This window comes from Acidimicrobiales bacterium (assembly GCA_022452035.1).
Taxonomy (GTDB): domain Bacteria; phylum Actinomycetota; class Acidimicrobiia; order Acidimicrobiales; family MedAcidi-G1; genus UBA9410.
This window is the reverse complement of record JAKURV010000012.1, coordinates 50,617-69,423: the sequence shown is the minus strand read 5'-3', so window position 1 is coordinate 69,423 and position 18,807 is coordinate 50,617. Positions and strand designations below refer to the sequence as shown.

The window sequence follows — 18,807 nt, the reverse complement described above, 5'->3', positions numbered from 1 at the left end:
ACGACTACGGAACGACTCGGGAACAACTCGGAGCGATCGCCATCAACGCCCGCAACCACGCAGCTTCCAATCCCAAGGCGATCTACACCGAACCCATGACCATGGATGACTACCTGACGGCCCGGCCGGTATCCGAGCCGTTCGGCCTCTACGACTGTGACGTTCCCTGTGACGGATCCACTGCGGTTGTCGTGTCGCACCGCGACCACTCCAAAGATGCCCCCGAGGTCCCAGTCCAGGTCAACGCGTTGGGAACCGCCCACCGAGGCCGTCCTTCCTGGGATCAGTTCGATGACCTGACCACCATGGCCATGCGCGACTCGGCAGCGTCGCTCTGGGAACGGACTGAACTCAATCCGGAGGACGTCGACACCGCGCAGCTCTACGACGGGTTCAGTTGGTTGACCCTGGCCTGGATCGAAGCCATGGGCTTTTGTTCCAGAGGTGAAGGGGGACCCTTCGTGGAGGACGGCACCCGGATCGCCCACGGAGGCGCCCTACCTCTCAACACGTGGGGAGGGCAGCTCTCCGGGGGACGCCTGCACGGCTTCGGATTCCTTCACGAGGCGGTGATGCAACTACGCGGCCGGGCCCACTTGCAGGTTGAGGATGCCGAGGTGGCAGTGATCGGGGCAGGCGGCGGTCCGGAGTGCGGAGCGTTGTTGCTCACCCGAGGGCTGACATGACAGGGATCCCGACCCGTGTTGTCGACCCTGGACCGGAAGACGGGTTCTACTGGGAGTCGGGAGCCGACGGGCACCTGCGGATAGCCGGGTGCAACGACTGTGAGCGATTGCACCATCCACCTGCGCCGGTGTGCCCCTACTGCCACAGTCGGGGACTCCAACCGAAGGTCGTCAGTGGTCGGGGAACTGTGGCCGCGTTCACCATCAACCATCAGCCGTTCATGCCCGGTTTCGACCCACCCTACGCCTTTGCTTTCATCGAGATCGACGAGGACCCCACCATCAGGCTGGGCACCAACATCGTCGGATGCGAACTTGATGCCATTCGCGTAGGCATGACGGTCGAGGTGACCTTCGAGGAAAGCGGCGACTACTTCGTGCCGCTGTTCAAGCCGACCGCCTCGACTTGATCCAATGGCCACCGTAGACCTAGCTGGACTCCTCCGTTGTCTGGAAGTGACCGAAACTGCTCCCGGCTCATGGACCGCCCCCAATCTTCCGATGGACTACCACCGGATCTTTGGTGGACAACTCCTCGCCCAGACCATCATGGTGGCCACGGCGACGGCTGAGGGCCGGACAATCCGCTCCCTCGGCTGCCTGTTCCCCCGTGAAGGCTCATTGGCCAAACCGTTCTCATACGAAATCGAGTTATCCCACACTGGGCGCACGTTCGCCACGCGACGCCTCTCCGCCCAACAGGACGGTCGACCGTTCTTCCTGGCCCAGGCCTCACTCCATATCCCTGAAGGCGGTCCGGAGCATCAAGAGCCGGCTCCCGATGTCGGAGACCCGGCTGATGCCGAACCGGAAGAGATGACCATGATCCCTTGGGAGACCCGGGTAGTCGGTGCGGTCGACCTGCGGGACCGGGCTGCCGGCCCGGCCGATTACGCCTTCTGGACCCGGGTCGGCGGTGTCGACCTGGATGACAAGCCAGCGTCCCACCAGGCCTTGCTGGCCTACGCCACCGACCTGACGGTAATCGGCACGGCTCTTCGTCCCCTGGAGGGAATCAGCCAGGCCGACGCCGGAGAGGCCCTGCAGACCGCGGTCACCGGCCACTCCATCTGGTTCCACCGGCCCTTCCGGATCGACGACTGGTGCCTGATAAGCCAACGGGCGCCAGTGGTCGCCGGAGCCCGAGCCTTCGGACACGGCAACGTCTTCGACAGAGACGGAATGTTGGTGGCCAGTTTCGCCCAGGAATCGATGGTCCGGCCTGTAACGGCCTGAGGAAACCATGGCCAACGTCGACTTCGACCCCTTCAGCCGAGAGTTCTTCGACGATCCGTTCGCCACGTACGCCCGCATGCGCGAGGAGGCGCCCTGCTTCCACAGCGACCGGTGGGACTTCTACGCCTTCAGTCGATTCGCGGACATCGTGGCCGTGCACCTCGACACCGAGAACTTCACCTCAACCCATGGTCTGACCTACGAGCACCTCTCCGACCCCAACTTCGACCCGGGCATCAACCGCAGCATGATCATGATGGACCCGCCAGAGCACAACCGCTACCGCAGGCTGGTGAGCCGTAGTTTCACCCCCCGGGCCATGGCCGACTACCGACACAAGGTCCAAGTCCTTATTCGCAGCTACCTCGACCCGCTGATGGACCGAGACGGGTTCGACATGGTGGAGGACTTTGCCGCGCCCTTCCCGGTGGAGATCATCTGCGCCATCCTCGGCGTCCCGGAGGCCGATCGGCAGATGATCCGACTTCAAACCGACGCAATGCTGCACCGGGAAGAGGGACAGTCGGAGGCCAGCCCGGCCCAGATCGAGGCGGCCATCGGCCAGGCCGTCTACTTCCTCGATTTCGTCGCTGCTAAGCGGAAAAGGCCTGCTGAGGACATGTGCAGTGCCCTGATCGAGGCCCGGGTCGAGACCGAGGACGGCGACCTTGTTTCTCTGACCGACGACGAGATCGCTGGGTTCTGCTCCCTCCTAGGCGCTGCGGGAAGCGAAACGGTTACCAAAGCCTTAGGCAATGCAGCCGTCCTGTTCCACCGGAATCCCGCCGAGTGGCAAAAGGTTTGTGACGACCCGTCCAAGATCGACAATGCGGTGGAGGAGGTTCTCCGCTACTGGGCCCCGTCCCAGTACCAGGGAAGGCTGTCGGTCAACGAAACCCAGTGGCACGGGGTGCGGGTCCCGCCAGGAAAGCCGGTCTTCTTGGTAACCGGGGCAGCCAATCACGACCCCCGCGAATTCGTCGATCCTGAGGTGTTCGACATCGGACGTCGGCAGCGTCTGGCGCTGAGCTTCGGCCACGGCATCCACGTCTGTATCGGCGCCGCCCTAGCCCGCATGGAGTGTGCTGTGGCTCTGGAAGAGATCCGGAACCGGTGGCCCGACTTCACCGTGGTTGAAGATGGTCTGGAACGGGTCCAGATGAGCAACGTGGCTGGATTCAGCCGAGTACCGGTGATTGTCTGAGGGTGGGTACGACCGGAGGCTGACTCAGTCCCGGTTGGTGTCCTTCATCTGGTCCAGGTTGACCAGGATGGGGTAGTCGCCGACGGTCATGGCGTTGCCGTGCCCTGTCTGGTGAATGTCGAACACCGACTGGAGGGCGCTATAGAAGCCCTGTACGTCCAGGGTCTGGTTGACGGCCCGCTTGGCCTGGGCAAGGGCGAAGGGGTGCATTTCGGCGATCTGGCTGGCCAGGTCCATGGTCTCAGAGAGCAGGTCGTCGAGAGGCACGACCCGGTTGACCATCCCCAACTCCAGCGCTTGCTGTGCGGTGATCGGCTGGGCGGTGAACAGCATCTCCTTGGCTTTCCGGGCACCCACTTCCCAGGTGTGGGCGTGGTATTCCACCCCGCCGATGCCCATACGCACGACGGGGTCGGAGAACCGGGCGTTGTCGGCAGCCACAATCAGGTCGCAGGGCCAGCACAGCATCAAGCCACCGGCGATGCACTGTCCCTGTACAGCAGCAATGGTCGGCTTGGGGATGTCGCGCCACCGGCGGCTGTAGCCCAGGTAGTGGATTGTCTCCCACTCGTAGATGGCCTGAAGGCCGCGGACGTCCCAGTCAACCGCAGTCCGGGGCGTGGCCTCCCCGGCCTCCCGACCGACCGCTGTGTTGCTGACCGTGATGTCATGGCCTGCGCAGAAGTGCTTGCCCTCGGCTCGCAAGACAATTACCCGGATCTCACGGTCGGCCGCCGCCTCCTCGAAAGCCGCGTTCAACTCATCCAGCGCCTGTTGGTCGACCGCGTTGGCTTTCTCGGTCCGGTCGAGGGTTATCACCCCGATCGGCCCGTCCGTCTCGTAGCGGATGTGTTCCACAGCGACCTGCGATCTTCGGTGAATGCGCCAGCCAACACTAGTGGGGACACAAGGTGGGGTCGTAGCCGTCCCCAGCCTTCAGGCCTGAGGGGACACGGGAGTACGCTCGTCGAATGGCCCGACCGGACTTCCGTGCCTTCGACGCCGACAACCACTACTACGAAGCTGAAGATGCTTTCACCAGGCACATCGATCCCTCGATGGCCAAGCGGTGCATGCAGTGGGCAGAGGTGAACGGAAAGAAGCGCCTGTTGGTGGGCGGCCGGATCAACAAGTTCATCCCGAATCCCACCTTCGACCCGATCGCCCGCCCGGGCAGCCTCGAGGACTACTTCAGGGGCCGCAACACTGAGGGCTTGGACCTGGCCACCATGTTCGGCGACCTCGACTCGATCTCCGAGCACCCAGAGTTCCGGGACCCAACCGCCCGACTTTCCGTAATGGACGACCAGGGCCTGGAGTCGGCCTTCCTCTTTCCCACCCTCGGGGTTGGTATGCAGGAGGCACTCAAGCACGACACTCCGGCCCTTCAAGCGGCGTTTACCGCCTTCAATTCCTGGCTGGACGAGGACTGGGGATTCGACCGGAACGGTCGGCTGTTCGCCGCGCCCATGATCACCTTGGCCGACCCCGACAGCGCCGTGACCGAGATCGACCGGGTTCTTTCCATGGGAGCTCGGATCGTGATGATGGTGCCTGGTCCCGTACCGACCGTCGACGGGTACCGCTCTCCGGGAATGGCCGACTACGACCCGGCCTGGGCCAGGCTGCAGGAAGCTCGAGTCCCAGTGGCCTTCCACGCCGGCCTCAGCGGCACGGGCCAGTACGCCAAGGTCTGGGAATCGGGAACCGGACAGTTCGAGGCGTTCCGGCACTCGGCCTTCCCTCTGGTGGCCTTCGCTGACCGCAGTATCTCCGACACCTTCGCTGCACTTATCTGCCATGGGGCCCTGGACCGCTTCCCGGAACTCCAGTTGGTGTCGATCGAGAACGGCGGCATGTGGGTGCCCGAGTTGTTCCGGCATCTGACAACCGCTCACGGGAAGATGCCCTTCGCCTTCCCCAGTCATCCTGTCGAACGTTTCCTAACCAGCGTCTGGGTGTCTCCGTACTTCGAGGACGACATGCCTCTCCTCAAGGACCTACTGGGTGTCGATCGGTTGCTGTTCGGCTCGGACTTTCCCCACGCCGAAGGCCTTTCAGAACCGTTGAACTTCATCAACGAGTTGGAAGGCTTCAGTGACGACGAAGTGCGGAAGGTGATGCGTGACAACGCCTGCCGCCTCGTCGGGGCCGACTGAGGCGCGGCCCCGGAACGTGGCTGATTCTCCGGCCCCGGACGAGCGACGAGTCCAGTTTCCGGATCACGAGGCGACGGCTGCGGGCCTGATCCGTGATACGGCCAATCGTTGGGGAGACCGGATCTTGGTTGTTCTCGACGACCAACGAGTCACCTACCGAGAGGTGGAGCGGCGGTCAGCCGAGATGGCCCGCGCTCTTCTAGCCAGTGGGGTAGCCCGGGGAAGCCGGTTGGGCCTCCTCGCCCCGAACGGTCCTGACTGGGTGGTGGCCTGGCTGGCCGCTACTCGTATCGGAGCTGTGACCACTCTGCTCAGTACCTACGCTCGGCCGAGAGAACTCGGTTGGGCTCTTAGTCACTCAGGGGTTGAAGTTCTGGTCGCCGCCAATGGTTATCTGGGTCGCCACTACCCCGAAGAACTCGAAACCGCGATTCCCGACCTGGCCGACCAGCGTCATGGTGAGATCGAAATAGCCAGTCATCCGGACCTGGCCGAGGTCTATGTGTGGAACGGCACCGATCGGGGTTGGGCATCGACGGTCGAGGACCTGGTAGCTGGTGCCTCGGGCACCACCGACAGCGACCTGGCAGTTGCAGAGGCCGCGGTCGTTCCCGATGACCCGATGGTGATCATGTACACCTCGGGTAGCACCGCCGAGCCGAAGGGGGTAATCCATGGCCATGGTGCCGTCGTACGGCACCCCTACAACCTTCTACCCTTCCGCGACCTTGTCCCCGGGGACGTCCTCTACACGCCGATGCCGCTGTTCTGGGTGGGTGGTTTGACCTACACCCTTGTTTCAGCGATGCACGCCGGGGCCACTGTCGTGTTCGAGGAGCGGTTCGAGGCTGGCCGAACCCTCGACCTCATCGAGACGGAGAGGGTCACCCACGTGGTCGGCTGGCCCCACATGAGTCGGGCCCTCACCGAACACCCGTCGTTCCCGGCCCGGGACCTGTCGGCGGTCCGGGGCGGAAGCCTCGACGCTCTCCTCCCCCCAGACCGGCGAGTCGGCGACCCAGAGCTACGAGCCAACTCTCTTGGCATGACCGAATCGCTCGGCCCTCACTCCATCGAACTGATCGGCAGTGCCCTCCCTGAGATCAAGCGCGGCTCGTTCGGTCGGGCCGTTCCGGGCATCGAACACCGGATCGTGGACCCATCCACCGGGGAGGAGGCCCTCGAGGGGGAACTGGGGGAGATCTGGATCCGCGGCTATCCCCTGATGCTGGGGCTGGTAGGGGTAGCCAGGCATGAGGTCTTCATGCCTGATGGCTGGTATCGGACCGGCGATGTTGGCCACCTTGACGCTGACGGACACCTGTACTTCAAGGGGCGTATGGGCGACCAGATCAAGACCTCTGGTATGAACGTCATGCCGCGCGAAGTCGAGTTGATCATCGAGGAGCAACCCGAGGTGATGCACGCCTTCGTGGCTGGAGTAGCCCACACCGAACGAGGCCAGGACGTGGCCGCCGCAGTGGTCCTACGGCCTGGCATGTCCGTTGATCCGGAGGAGATCTTGGAGCGCCTACGAGGGGACCTGTCCTCCTACAAGGTGCCCCGACACGTAGCCATCTACGACAGTCCGGAAGACCTCCCCTGGTTGGAGAGCGGCAAGGTCGACCTGCGAAAGCTCGTCGGGATGCTGGCCGAACGCTACGCCCCCTGATCTGCTGGGGTTCGAGGGAGGCTGAGAAGCCGCTCGGCAACGATCGTTCGCTGCACCTCGGTAGTCCCCCCTGCGATACCCGCGGCTTTGCTCCATAGCCACTGGCGTTGCCAGGTCCCGGCGGCCAGCTCACCCCCAGGAGTCGGCCATAGAGGGGCCTGGTCTCCGAGAACTGCCAGTGCCGCGGTGGACAGACGTTGGGTCATCTCGGTCCAAGCCAACTTGACCAGACTCGACTCGGGGCCGGGTTCGATTCCGCGAGCCAACCGCGACAAGGTCCTCCAGTTGTAGAGGCGCAGGATCCTCACAAGGACCAGAACGTCGACCAGGGCGTCGTCGACGGCTGGCTCTCCGAGCCGTCCGCTTCGGGAAGCCAACGCAACCAAGTCCTCCAAATAGACCTCGTGGAGGACCTGTTCCTTGAAGGGGAACCCAACACCCCGTTCGTGGACAAGCGTGGTATTGGCCACCGCCCAACCCTGATGGAGGCCGCCGATGAGCTGGTCCTCGGGGACAAATACCTCGTCGAGAAACACCTCGTTGAACTCCGACTCACCGGTGATCTGGCGCAAGGGTCGGACGTCGACTCCCGGAGCGTCCATGGCGATCGCCATACATGAGATGCCACTGTGCCGGGGCGCATCGGAATCCGTGCGAACCAGGGCGATGCCCCACGTCGCGTGCCGCGCATAGGACGTCCAGACCTTCTGGCCGCTAACCAGCCAACCACCGTCGGTCGGCTCGGCCCGGGCCCGTAGAGCCGCCAGATCGGAGCCAGCATCCGGCTCACTGAACAGCTGGCACCAAAGCTCGGAGGCGTCCAGGATCGCCGGCATCCATCGGCGCTGTTGTTGGACAGTGCCCCGGGCCAACAGGGTCGGACCGACATGGCTGATCCCTACGCGGTTGATCGGTTGGGGCGCCCCGGACCGGGCGTACTCCATGTTGTAGAGGGCAACCTCCACCGGACTCGCGTCTCGTCCACCGACAGAGCGCGGCCATGAAATGGCCACCATGCGGGCGGCGGCCAGCGTGGCCTGCCAGGACCGGCCCCAATCGACCTCGTCGTCCACCGAGCCAAACGGCCCGGGGTGTTCCACGTGCTCGGCCAGCCAACTTCGGACCTCAGCGGCAAACGCTTCCTCAGAGGCGGTGAAGGTGAGATCCACGACCCTGTCGTAGCACGTGAAGCCGGTCCGTGCCGGTTGGCTGGCGACCCCGGTCCTGGAGGATCATGTCAACTAGGAGGACATCAGGGATGAGCGATGACGAGTCGGCGATCCGCAGGTTGCTAGCCGACTACTGCCATCTGCTCGACGACGGCCGGTTCGACGAGTGGATTGTCCTTTTCGACGAAGACGTAGTGTTCACCGTCATGGGCAACCGCCTCCGGGGCCGAGATGAGGTCCGGAGTTTCATCGAGCCCACGCAACAAGAGGGTGACCGTGGACGTCACATGCTGAGTGAGCCAGTCATCGACGTCGATGGCGACACAGCGCGAGCGGCCACCGACTACGTGTTCGTTTCCCGGACCAACACCATCCTGTCGACGGGCCGCTACGTCGACGTGATTCGTCGTGCCCCGGATCGCTGGCGCTTCGCCTCTCGGGAGATCGTATTCAGTGGCGAAACCCCATTGGGCGTCGACGGGTGAAACCGGTTCGCCGACCGTCCAGCCCGGGAAACGGGTGAACCTCACCGAGGCCCTGGATGGGGCACCGACCCGGGACGACCTGGTCGTGGTGGGTGGCACTCAGTTCTCGACCGCGGAACTTGAGGCAACCATCTCTTCGACAGCTGCGGCACTCGCTGAACGATCGGTGGGTAGCGGAGACCGTGTGGCCTTCCAGTTGCCGGTCGGCGTTGAGGCTGTGGTCCTCTACCGGGCCTGCTGGCGACTCGGCGCGGTCGCTGCCGCCCTCCACCCGCGGGCTGGTTCGGCCCAGTTAGTGCCCACCCTCGAAGCGTTGGACCCGGTTGTTCGGGTAGCCGGTCCGGGCAGTCCGGCGGCTGATCTGCCCGGCGTACTGGACGTCAGCTGCCTTCGTGGTGGTGCAGAAGTCCCACCGGGTTCCGTGGCGTCCTCCGATGACGCCCTGGTGATGTTCACCTCGGGATCGTCTGGTGTTCCGAAGGGCGTGATCCACACCCACGGCGGCCTCCTCTACAAGGTCCGCCAGTTACTCGAAGTCCACGGTCTAGGCCCAGAGGATGTAGTCCTCATGCCAGCCCCGTTGGCCCACGTCTCAGGCCTACTCCATGGGGTTCTGGTGCCGGGGGTGGCCGGCATGCGCACCGTGCTCATGCCCAACTGGGATCCGGCTGACGCTCTGGACTTGATCGAAACCGAGGCGGTCACGTACATGGTGGGCCCGCCGACCTTCTTCCTAGCTCTGATGGACGACCCGGCCTTCTCTTCGCAACGCACGCAGTCCCTTCGGATGTTGTCCTGCGGTGGGGCGGGCGTAACGCCGGCCTTCGTGGAACGAGCCCGGAACGAACTCGGCGCAGTCGTCAAACGGTCCTACGGCTCAACCGAGGCCCCGACCGTTGCCACCAGCCGGTTCGACGATCCCCCGGAGCAGATGTCCGGTACAGACGGGCGATCCTTCGATGAAACCCAGATCCGGGTCGACGGCCACGGTGAGGTCTGGGTACGTGGCCCCGAGGTTGCCCGCGGCTACCTAGAACCGACACAGGGTGATGGCGTGTTCGTCGACGGGTGGTTCCGGACCGGCGACCTGGGCCGACTTGATGGGAAGTGGTTGACCATCACCGGCCGGTCCGACGACCGGATAATTCGGGCCGGCGAGAACATCTCGGCCCGGGAGGTCGAGATGCACCTTGAAGCCCACCAGTCGATCGATCAGGCCGTAGTGGTCGGCATGCCGGATGACCGCCTCGGGGAAAGAGTGGCAGCGTTCGTGGTGGCATCCGACCACTTCGACCTCGAGATCTGTCGGTCGTGGTTCGCCACCCGTGAACTAGCCCCGTTCCTGACCCCGGAACACCTGGAGGTGGTCGAGTGGCTCCCGCTGCTGGCCTCGGGCAAGTTCGACCGGTCCGAACTTCGGTCCCGTCTGGAGCCTCCTCAGTGACCGGAGGGACTATGCGCGCGGCTATCTACCGGGGGAAAGGGGATCTCGAGGTGGCAGAAACAGCCGTGCCCCAGATCGGACCATCCGAGGTGCGGGTAGCCGTCGAATACTGCGGGGTGTGTGGGACTGACCTTCACGACGTTCTCGACGGATGGGGAGTGCCGGGCAGCATCGGAGGCCACGAATGGTCAGGTCGAGTCGTCGAGGTCGGCTCCGACGTCCTCTTGGAGACCGGCACCCTGATAGTCGGCCATCCGGGGAACGCATGCGGACGGTGCAAGGCCTGCCTGGCCAGCCGACCCAACCTCTGCGAGGACCGGCCCACCGCCGGGGTGGAACAACCCCACGGTGCGTTCGCCGACTACGTGGTTATTGACAGCGACCAGGCGGTGACGGTTCCCGCCGGGGTGGAGGCCCGGGCGGCCGCCTATGCCGAGCCACTAGCCGTAGCCCTTCACGCACTCGATCTTGCCGGCGTCGATTCCAGCCATCGGGTCATGGTTTCCGGATGTGGCCCCATCGGAGCGGCCGCGGTGGCCGCGCTGATAGCCCAAGGGCACGACGACGTAGTGGTGGTCGAGCCCTCGCCCCTCCGACGTGACCTAGCTCTCCGGCTGGGGGCGACAGTGCTCGAACCCTCGGACCTTGAGTCGCCATGGCATCCGGGGATAGCGGTCGATGAGCCGGTCGATGTAGTAATCGAAACCTCTGGGGTTCGGACGGCGGCCGAATCTGGACTAGCCCAGTTGGTGGCCTGCGGACGCATGGTCCTGGTGGGTACCGGAATGGACTTTCCCCGGTTGGACAGCAACCGGATCATCCTCAACGAACTGGTGGTGACCGGGTCCTACACCTATGGCGCCACCGGGTTTACGTCGGCTCTGGAACTCATCTCTTCCGGCCTGCTGCCTCTCGACGCCCTCGTCGAACCCGGGTCCATTGGCCTCGACGCCCTGTTTGACACCATGGTGCGCCTCCGCGCCGGTGAGGTAGCCGGGAAGGTCCTGGTACGTCCCTGAGTAGACCCGGGCCAAGGGCCGAGGCGACACCCGGCCTCGGAGAGGGATCAGAGGATGGGTGTGCCGTCGCCGACTCGCTGGCGGAGAGTCTCCCCGAGGCGGGTCCGGTGGTACTCGGCGTCACCGAAGGACACCTGGTCGAGTTGGATCCTCTTCAAGTACAGGTGAACGTCCGACTCCCAGGTAAAGCCGATGCCCCCGTGCACCTGAAGGGCCGACTCGGCGACCCGGAGGCCGGCGTCACTACACCAGATCTTGGCCACCGCCGCAGCGACTGGAGCGTCCGGATCGCCGGCACCGATCGACCACGCGGCGTGGTAGGCGGTGGAACGCATCCCTTCGACGTCGACAAGCATGTCAGCGCAGCGGTGCTTGACTGCCTGAAAGGCGCCGATCGGCTGCCCGAACTGTTCTCGCTGACCGGCATAGTCCACCGCGATGTCCATGACCGCCTCGCCGGCACCCAGAAGTTCCAGCGAGTGGAACACCGCGCCACGATCAAGATGAGCGGCCACAGCCGAGGCGTCACCCACGGTGACCGCCGGGACCTCTTCCATCTCGATCCAGGCCAGTTCTCGTGTCCGGTCCATAGCCGGCTCCGGTTTTCGGTCGATAGCGGTCAAGTCCACGGCGACCAACTCGTCGCCGGCTGGCACCACGAGCAGGTCGGCCGACGCGCCGTAGATCACTGGTTCGGGACGACCGGTGACCGAGCCATCGGCGTTTCGTTCCACCGAGCGCCGAGCCACCGTTGCGATGAGTGACCCCTCGAGCAGGCCCTCGGACCAGGGCGTGTCGGCCAGAACGTGGAGAGCGTTCAGATGCTGGTTCAGCGGCACTGGGGCCAAGTGCCGTCCGAGTTGTTCGAGAAGAACCGCGGCCTCGACACTTCCCATACCTAAGCCGCCCGCTGACTCGGGGGTACTGATCCCAATCCACCCCTGGTCCACCATCAAGGTCCACAGGGAGGGGTCAAACCCGCCGTCGTCGGCTGCCGACCGGACGTGGCTACTGGCGCATCGGTCGTCAAGGAACCCAGACGCTGCATCACGTAGGGCAACTTGGTCGGAAGAGAGGTCGAAGTCCATGAGCGCCGCGCATCGTAGGGCAGGCGCCGCCCCCCTCGAAGCGTCGCGTCTCCCGGATCGGAACTGGTAGACCTGACCGGATGGACCTCGCTCCAACTACGAGCCAGGAGGAATTCCGGGCAGAGTGCCGAAGTTGGCTCGAACGCGAACTGCCCTGGGAGTACGGGGTTGGTTTCCCACCCATGTTCGACGACCTGGGCGAAGAAGTGGCGTTCCTGAGGGACTGGCAGGAGAAACTGGCTGGCGCCCGAATGGTCGGCGTGTCGTGGCCACTGGAGTACGGGGGCCGGGGCCTCGAACCACTCCACCACTTCATCGTGCAGGAGGAACTGGCTCGGGCACGGGCACCTGAACTGGTAGGCAGAATCGGAGTCAACCTGGTCGGACCCACCCTTCTCGCCCACGGGACGGAGGACCAGAAGGCTCGATGGCTGCCCGACATTCTCCCGGCCCACCGGCTCTTCTGCCAACTGTTCAGCGAGCCCAATGCCGGCAGCGACCTGGCCTCCGTGGCCACTGTGGCCACCAGGGTCGACGGAGGTTGGGCACTCACTGGCCAGAAGGTTTGGACCTCCTACGCGCAATTCGCCGACTGGGGGTTGTGTCTGGCCCGGACTGGACCCCGGTTGCCGAAAAGGGAGGGCATCTCCGTCTTCATGGTCGACATGAGTTCGCCCGGGATCGAGGTCCGGCCGCTCCGCCAGATAACCGACGATTCTGAATTCAACGAGGTGTTCTTCGACCAGGTGTTCGTAGCCGACGACCAACTGGTAGGCGAGGAAAACGCAGGATGGTCGGTTTCGCAATCGACCTTGGCCCACGAACGAGGCACTAACCCACGGCAACTGGTTATCCACTCGCAACTGCTCGACGAACTGATCCGCCTGGCCGAGCGGTCCGGGATCGGGAGCGATCCGCGCACCTCGTCGCGCCTTGCCCAGGCCTTTGTGGAGCTCAGAGTTTTTCAGCTCCAGAACTGGCGGGCCTTGTCGCGTCTACAATCGGGCAAAGCCCCCGGTGGTGAGACGACCACGGCCAAGCTCTACTGGAGTGAGATGAGCCAGCGCTTCCACGCTACGGCGATGCGGGTCTTGGCCGACGTGGCTCCCCTTTGGAAGGGCGCGACCGGCAACCCGGGTGACGGTCGGTGGCAGCGATCCTGGCTCTACTACCGAGCAGCATCAATCTTCGCTGGTACAAGTGAAATCCAACGGACCATCATCGGGGAGCGCACGCTCGGTCTTCCACGGGAACGACGGAGCTGAGAGGAGGCAACCTTGTCCAACAACAGCCCGCCGAAGTTCGAAGCGATCATCTACGAGGTGACAGGCCCTGTGGCCACTATCACCCTTGATCGACCTGAGGTGGCCAACGCCCAAAACACCCAACTCATCGACGAGGTCGATGCAGCCTTCGACCTGGCCGACGCTGACGACCAGGTGAGGGTTGTTGTCCTGGCCGGAAGGGGTCAACACTTCAGTTCGGGCCACGATCTCAAGGCACTGGTTGGCGACACCGAGCCCGACGAGTGGCGGCTCATGCGCGAAACCCCGGAAGGCAAGTACCACCACGAGAAGGTCATGTATTTCGACCGCTGCCTACGTATCCGTGACTTCCGGAAGCCCACCATCGCCGCAGTGCAGGGCAAATGCATCGCCGCCGGCGTGATGCTGGCCTGCATGTGCGATCTGATCGTGGCCAGCGACGACGCGTCCTTCCAGAACCCAGTGCTCCGCATGACGGGAGCCGCGGTGGAACTCCTGGTGGAACCATGGGAGATGCCGGCCCGCAAGGCCAAGGAGTTCCTTCTCACCGCGTCGGTTCTAACTGCCGTCGAGGCAGAACGCTTTGGAATGGTCAATCGGGTTGTCCCCCGCGGCGACCTGGAAGACGCGGTGCGTGAGATGGCCGAGACGATCGCCAAGGTTCCACCAGCAACCGCACAAGTCGTCAAACGATCGATCAACAAAACCCTCGACCTCCAAGGCCAGCGCAACGCTTACGACTACCACTTCCAGGCCCACCACTGGATGCACGGCACGGCCACCGCGCTCGATGCCCTGGAGACCCGTCAGAAAAAGACCTCGATGACTGAAGTGTTTGCCGAACACCGCGACCCCGAACCCGACCCGAAGTCGGCATGACCCGTCGCCCACTGGAGGGCCTGCGGGTCCTGGACCTCGGCACGCGGGTCGCGGCTCCGTTCTGCGCCGGCCTGCTGGGCGAACAAGGGGCCGAGGTAATCAAGGTCGAAAAGCCAGGCCAGGGCGACCCGTTGCGGGACCTAGGACCTTTCGTCGACGGGCCCGACGGCCCTCACTCGCTTTACTGGGCCGTCGAAGGTCGAGGTCGCAAGTCGGTGACTCTGGACCTTTCCCATCCAGAGGGCCAAAGAGTGTTCCGCGATCTGGCCGCCCGATCGGACGTTTTGTGCGAGAACTTTCGCCCCGGGACTCTGGAGCGCTGGAACATCGACCCAAGCCGGCTGGATGAGCGCCTCGTCACGGTACGTATCAGCGTCTTCGGTCAGGACGGGCCGAAGTCAGAACGTCCTGGGCTAGACCGAAACGGGGTGGCCTACGGTGGGCTGCTCCACCTCACCGGGGAGGAAGGTCGCCCACCCGTTCGCCCGGGCGTGACGGTCACCGATTACCTCACTGCCCTGTTCGCCGCCCAGGCGGCCATGGGGCTTCTCTATGAACGCGACGCGAGAGGGACTGGCCGAGGCGGAGTAATCGATGCTTACCTCTACGGCTCCGCCCTGCGAATCCTCGAATGGACCATCGCCGCCTACGACCGCCTCGGAACCGTCCGATCACGCCGAGGTAACCGCCTCGACTACGCCGCGCCACTCGACAACTACCCCAGCCGCGACGGACGCTACGTGTGCATCGTGGGGGCCGCCCAAGTCAACTTCACCCGCCTCTGTCAGGCCATGGACCGCCCCGACCTTGTCGACGATGAGCGCTTCGCCAACCCATCTGCTCGAGCTGCCAACAACGGCGAAATCAACGCCATTGTGGCCGCCTGGGTGGCTCAGCGTGATGCCGATGAGGTGGAACGGCTATGCGTTGAACACGACGTGATCGTGGGCACCGCCTATGACGCGGCCGACCTCTCGGCAGACGAGCATGTAGTGGCCCGGGGCGACATCCTGGTCGTCGACGATCCGGTGATCGGAGCAGTCCGACAGCAGGCACCATTCCCCAGGATCTCCGGCCAACCACCGAAGGCCCCAACCGGTGCACCGCGACTAGGTGAGCACACTGACGATGTACTGACCGGGGTGCTGGGACTTACGGAAGACGAGATCGAAGAACTCCGAGTCGCCGGGGTGGTCTAACCAACGGGGGCGACCTTAGGTAGTGCCACCGTCGCACAGAATGAGGCATTCTGGGCGGGTGATGTCAGCGGATGATCATCTGACCTACGACGTTGGCCGGATGCGCCGTGAACGACTATCCCGGCTCCGACACCACATGGCCGCCCAGGACGTGGTCGCCACCGTCTTGCTCCACGAACCCCACGTCGCCTACGCCAGCGGCCACGTCGGCCCGGCAGTCGACTCGACCCATGCCGTCTACCAGCGTCCGGTGGCCATCATCGGCCAAGAGGGACCAGTCCATCTGTTTGCCGACCATCCGTCGTCTGACCTTGCCGCGGAAATCCACCCCTCAGTGTTCCCGGAACTAGACGAGTCGATTGCCGGTTTGGTGGAAGGAATAGGCATGGCCACCGGAACCAGAAGCGTCGGGCGTTTGGCCATCGACGAGGTCACAGGGGCGATGCTCCGATCGGGACTCCTAGACGGCTTCGATTTGGTCGATGCCGGGCGGGTTCTCGGCCCCGCCCGCCTGGTGAAAACCGAAGATGAGTTGGCCTGCATAGACCGAGCACAACGGATCAACGAGGTAGCTATGGAGGAGGTCCGGACCGCCTGTCTTCCCGGTGTTCGGCGATCGGAGCTAGCCGGGATGTTCATCAGCCGAGTGCGTCAACTCGGAGTCGACAACGTCCTGATCGACCCCATATTCCAACCCATGCCCCGGAACCTTTCGGATGGACCCAGAACCTCCACCGGCCACGTGGCATTCCCTACCGGGGTCGGAGATCCGTTGTTCAACGAGGAGGACTTGGTGTGGGTAGACACCGGAATTGGCGTGGAGGGATACGCGTCGGACTACGGGCGTACCTGGGTGGTCGGACGGGACCCGTCGTCGGCCGAACAGGACCTGTTCAGGCGGTGGTCAGCGGTGATGGAGGCCTCCCTGGCGACCATCGGCCCCGGGGTAACCCTGGCCGAAGTAGGACGAGCAGCTATCGGAGCGAACCGAGGGACCATTCCTTGGCTGCCCCACTTCTACCTGGCCCATGGCCTCGGGGTTGAAAGCGCGGAGATGCCAATGATTGGCACTGACCTAGGCGAACGATTCGACGAGCAGTTCGTTTTGGAACCCGGGATGGTGCTAGTCCTCGAACCTGTGGTGTGGGAAGACGGGGTCGGCGGATACCGGGCCGAGGAGGTCGTGGCGATAACCGACACCGGCTGGCGACCGTTGGGAGGATGGCCGGACTACCTGCCGTTTAAGTCATGACAAGCGAACTGGTTGCGGCCCGTCGCCGCCGTGTCCTGGACGCCATGTCAGAGCGGGGGGTGGACGCCTTGGTCCTGGGTCGGCAGGACAACGTTGGCTACTCGACCGGAATGGCCCGCCTGTGGACGTCCGGAACCCGACCCTTCGGAGCCGGGTGTGTCCTGATTGCCGAGACACAGCGAACTCACCTGCTGTCCAGCTGGGACGCCGGGATCCCTGAACATGTGCCGTTCGACGACCTGTATCCGATCACGTGGAATCCGGAGATCATGGCCTCCTCAATGGCGGCCATAGGGGGCCTGAGCACCGCCCGCCGCATCGGTGTGGATACCTGCTCACCCGGCTTCATCCGGGCCGCCGCCCGATTCTCCCCAGGCGCCCAGATCGTGCCGTGCGATGACCTGATGGCCAGCGTGCGGGCGGTCAAGTTGGTCGAGGAAATCGAACTCGTCCGATCTGCCTGCCGAGTGGTCTGGTCCGGGGTAGAGGCGGTGCTGAGCCGGTCCGACGCTCCGACCCCGATAGGGAACGCCCTAGCTGCAATGACTGCCCTGGGTGCCACCATCCCTTCTTCCGAGCCGGTAGTCCGTCACGAAGGCGACACCACGGTGGTCGACTTGGGAGCGATGGTCGGCCTCTACGAGGGTGGTGTCGGTGGGCGGTTCGTCGACGGCCGACGCGAACATGCACCAGCGTTGGTCGATGCCTGTCGTGATGGCGCCACCCATGAGGATCTTGCTCAATCGTCGACCGGGCCGTGGCTGGTTCGTGGGCTGGGCATGGGATACGAAACACCGATGATTGACGCCCAACGGGGACAGGACCTCACCTTGATGACGGGCATGGTGTTGAGCGTCACAGACGGCGACCACCGGGACGTGGTGGCGGTGACTAGCGGTGAACCAGATGTGCTCTCAACTCCTCCCTACCCCGCCGGCAGGCTGGTCGGTTCAGGTGCTTGACGAGGCTGACCTATCCGGGGACGGTGATCGAACCCGAGGCCTGGTCGATCCCGACCGTCTCGGGCAGTGGATGGATGCCGAGGGCCTACCCGGCTCCGGCGAAGAGATCCAGGCCACCTTCGTCACTGGTGGGGCGTCCAACGAGCTTTTCGAAATTCAACGAGGCGAACACCGCTGGGCGCTGCGGCGGCCGCCTCGAATGGTTCCCGAGGGTCGGAACGAAACAATGCTGCGCGAATACCGAATTCTCAAAGCACTTGCTGATAGCAACGTCCCCCACCCGGCGGTTCGAGCGGTCTGCGCCGAACCGTCCGTACTGGGTGCCACGTTCTACCTGATGGACTTTGTCGACGGCTGGTCACCGATCGGCGAGCCCCACTGGCCCGAGCCCTTCGGTTCCGACCTGGGGGCCCGCCAGGGGCTTGCTTTCGAACTAGTCGACGCCATCGCACAGTTGTCCCGGGTGGACTGGAGGGCGCGGGGATTGGAGGGGCTTGGCCGACCCGACGGGTTCCACGATCGCCAGGTTGATCGCTGGTACGCACACCTCAGACGGTTCGAGTTCCGGGAGATCCCCGGCCTGAACGACGCGGGAGAATGGTTGCGAGGCCACCGTCCGCGCAACTACCAACCGGGGATCATGCACGGCGACTATCAGTTCGCCAACGTCATGTTCCACCACGGTGGCCCGGCTCGGCTGGCAGCAATCGTCGACTGGGAGATGGGCACCGTAGGGGACCCCCTCCTGGACCTGGCCTGGGTGGTCATGGGCTGGCCGGACGAGGGCGAGGTTCGCACAGGCGGGTACGTGGACTACACGGGGATGCCAAACCGCGATGATCTTCTCCACCGCTACGCCACTGTGTCAGGGCGCGATGTCGACGACATTGACTATTACGTCATCCTCGCCCGGTTCAAGCTGGCCATCGTGCTCGAAGGCGGGTACGCCCGCTACGTGAACGGGGGGGCCGACAACCCGAGGATGGAAGCATTCGGCGGGGTCGTTCTGGACCTGGCCGCCCGGGCCGCCGAACTGGTCCGAACCATCTGACTTAGCACAGCCGGACTCTTGGATTCGGGAGCGGCCG

Annotated in this window: 18 protein-coding genes; 15 read left to right on the top strand and 3 right to left on the bottom strand. The window is 64.3% G+C overall.

From position 1 onward, the window contains the following. The 4 genes from MK181_06010 to MK181_05995 all read left to right on the top strand — a co-directional run. A partial coding sequence (locus MK181_06010) for a thiolase family protein (protein MCH2419352.1) occupies nucleotides 1-686 on the top strand: 686 nt, incomplete at its 5' end. A 188-nt stretch (nucleotides 687-874) separates the two neighbouring features. After that, nucleotides 875-1,096: an OB-fold domain-containing protein gene (locus MK181_06005; protein MCH2419351.1), complete on the top strand. Its 222-nt coding sequence runs from the start codon at nucleotides 875-877 to the stop codon at nucleotides 1,094-1,096. A gap of 4 nt (nucleotides 1,097-1,100) precedes the next feature. Then, nucleotides 1,101-1,922 (top strand): thioesterase family protein, encoded by an 822-nt coding sequence (locus MK181_06000; protein MCH2419350.1) that lies wholly within the window; start codon nucleotides 1,101-1,103, stop codon nucleotides 1,920-1,922. A gap of 7 nt (nucleotides 1,923-1,929) precedes the next feature. Continuing rightward, entirely contained in the window at nucleotides 1,930-3,126 is a 1,197-nt protein-coding gene (locus tag MK181_05995) for a cytochrome P450 (GenBank protein ID MCH2419349.1), read from the top strand. Nucleotides 3,127-3,150: 24 nt separating this feature from the next. Here MK181_05995 and MK181_05990 read toward each other — a convergent pair whose 3' ends face one another. Then, nucleotides 3,151-3,984: an enoyl-CoA hydratase gene (locus MK181_05990; protein ID MCH2419348.1), complete on the bottom strand. Its 834-nt coding sequence runs from the start codon at nucleotides 3,982-3,984 to the stop codon at nucleotides 3,151-3,153. Between the two features lie 113 nt (nucleotides 3,985-4,097). Here MK181_05990 and MK181_05985 point away from each other — a divergent pair, with 113 nt between their 5' ends. Then, complete coding sequence (locus MK181_05985) at nucleotides 4,098-5,285, top strand: amidohydrolase (protein ID MCH2419347.1); 1,188 nt, start codon at nucleotides 4,098-4,100, stop codon at nucleotides 5,283-5,285. A 16-nt stretch (nucleotides 5,286-5,301) separates the two neighbouring features. Next, a complete protein-coding gene (locus MK181_05980; GenBank protein MCH2419346.1) occupies nucleotides 5,302-6,957 on the top strand; it encodes an acyl--CoA ligase in 1,656 nt (551 codons plus the stop codon). Here MK181_05980 and MK181_05975 read toward each other — a convergent pair. Beyond that, nucleotides 6,945-8,126: an acyl-CoA dehydrogenase family protein gene (locus MK181_05975; GenBank protein MCH2419345.1), complete on the bottom strand. Its 1,182-nt coding sequence runs from the start codon at nucleotides 8,124-8,126 to the stop codon at nucleotides 6,945-6,947. The genes MK181_05980 and MK181_05975 overlap by 13 nt on opposite strands. An 89-nt stretch (nucleotides 8,127-8,215) precedes the next feature. On the opposite strand from MK181_05975, the gene MK181_05970 reads away from it, so the two are divergent. Genes MK181_05970 through MK181_05960 form a run of 3 tightly spaced genes read left to right on the top strand, consistent with a single transcriptional unit; the run spans nucleotide 8,216 to nucleotide 11,074 of the window. After that, nucleotides 8,216-8,611: a nuclear transport factor 2 family protein gene (locus MK181_05970; GenBank protein MCH2419344.1), complete on the top strand. Its 396-nt coding sequence runs from the start codon at nucleotides 8,216-8,218 to the stop codon at nucleotides 8,609-8,611. Between the two features lie 34 nt (nucleotides 8,612-8,645). Then, nucleotides 8,646-10,055, top strand: coding sequence for an AMP-binding protein (locus tag MK181_05965; GenBank protein ID MCH2419343.1), 1,410 nt, complete (start codon nucleotides 8,646-8,648; stop codon nucleotides 10,053-10,055). A 50-nt stretch (nucleotides 10,056-10,105) separates the two neighbouring features. After that, nucleotides 10,106-11,074, top strand: coding sequence for an alcohol dehydrogenase catalytic domain-containing protein (locus tag MK181_05960; GenBank protein ID MCH2419342.1), 969 nt, complete (start codon nucleotides 10,106-10,108; stop codon nucleotides 11,072-11,074). 47 nt (nucleotides 11,075-11,121) lie between these two features. On the opposite strand, the gene MK181_05955 is transcribed toward MK181_05960, so the two are convergent. Next, on the bottom strand, nucleotides 11,122-12,162 hold the full coding sequence (locus MK181_05955) for an acyl-CoA/acyl-ACP dehydrogenase (GenBank protein MCH2419341.1): 1,041 nt from the start codon (nucleotides 12,160-12,162) through the stop codon (nucleotides 11,122-11,124). An 80-nt stretch (nucleotides 12,163-12,242) separates the two neighbouring features. Between MK181_05955 and MK181_05950 the strand changes: the two genes are divergently transcribed. From MK181_05950 to MK181_05925, 6 genes are all read left to right on the top strand, one after another. Further along, nucleotides 12,243-13,427, top strand: coding sequence for an acyl-CoA dehydrogenase family protein (locus MK181_05950; protein MCH2419340.1), 1,185 nt, complete (start codon nucleotides 12,243-12,245; stop codon nucleotides 13,425-13,427). A 12-nt stretch (nucleotides 13,428-13,439) separates the two neighbouring features. Further along, nucleotides 13,440-14,306: an enoyl-CoA hydratase gene (locus MK181_05945; GenBank protein MCH2419339.1), complete on the top strand. Its 867-nt coding sequence runs from the start codon at nucleotides 13,440-13,442 to the stop codon at nucleotides 14,304-14,306. After that, on the top strand, nucleotides 14,303-15,505 hold the full coding sequence (locus MK181_05940) for a CoA transferase (protein MCH2419338.1): 1,203 nt from the start codon (nucleotides 14,303-14,305) through the stop codon (nucleotides 15,503-15,505). The genes MK181_05945 and MK181_05940 overlap by 4 nt, the downstream gene beginning before the upstream one ends. A 100-nt stretch (nucleotides 15,506-15,605) precedes the next feature. Beyond that, complete coding sequence (locus MK181_05935; protein MCH2419337.1) at nucleotides 15,606-16,757, top strand: Xaa-Pro peptidase family protein; 1,152 nt, start codon at nucleotides 15,606-15,608, stop codon at nucleotides 16,755-16,757. Continuing rightward, nucleotides 16,754-17,719: an aminopeptidase P family N-terminal domain-containing protein gene (locus MK181_05930; GenBank protein MCH2419336.1), complete on the top strand. Its 966-nt coding sequence runs from the start codon at nucleotides 16,754-16,756 to the stop codon at nucleotides 17,717-17,719. The genes MK181_05935 and MK181_05930 overlap by 4 nt, the downstream gene beginning before the upstream one ends. Beyond that, nucleotides 17,712-18,770 carry a phosphotransferase family protein gene (locus MK181_05925; GenBank protein MCH2419335.1) on the top strand — a complete coding sequence of 353 codons (1,059 nt, stop codon included), beginning with the start codon at nucleotides 17,712-17,714 and terminating at the stop codon, nucleotides 18,768-18,770. The genes MK181_05930 and MK181_05925 overlap by 8 nt, the downstream gene beginning before the upstream one ends. Nucleotides 18,771-18,807: the final 37 nt, after the last annotated feature.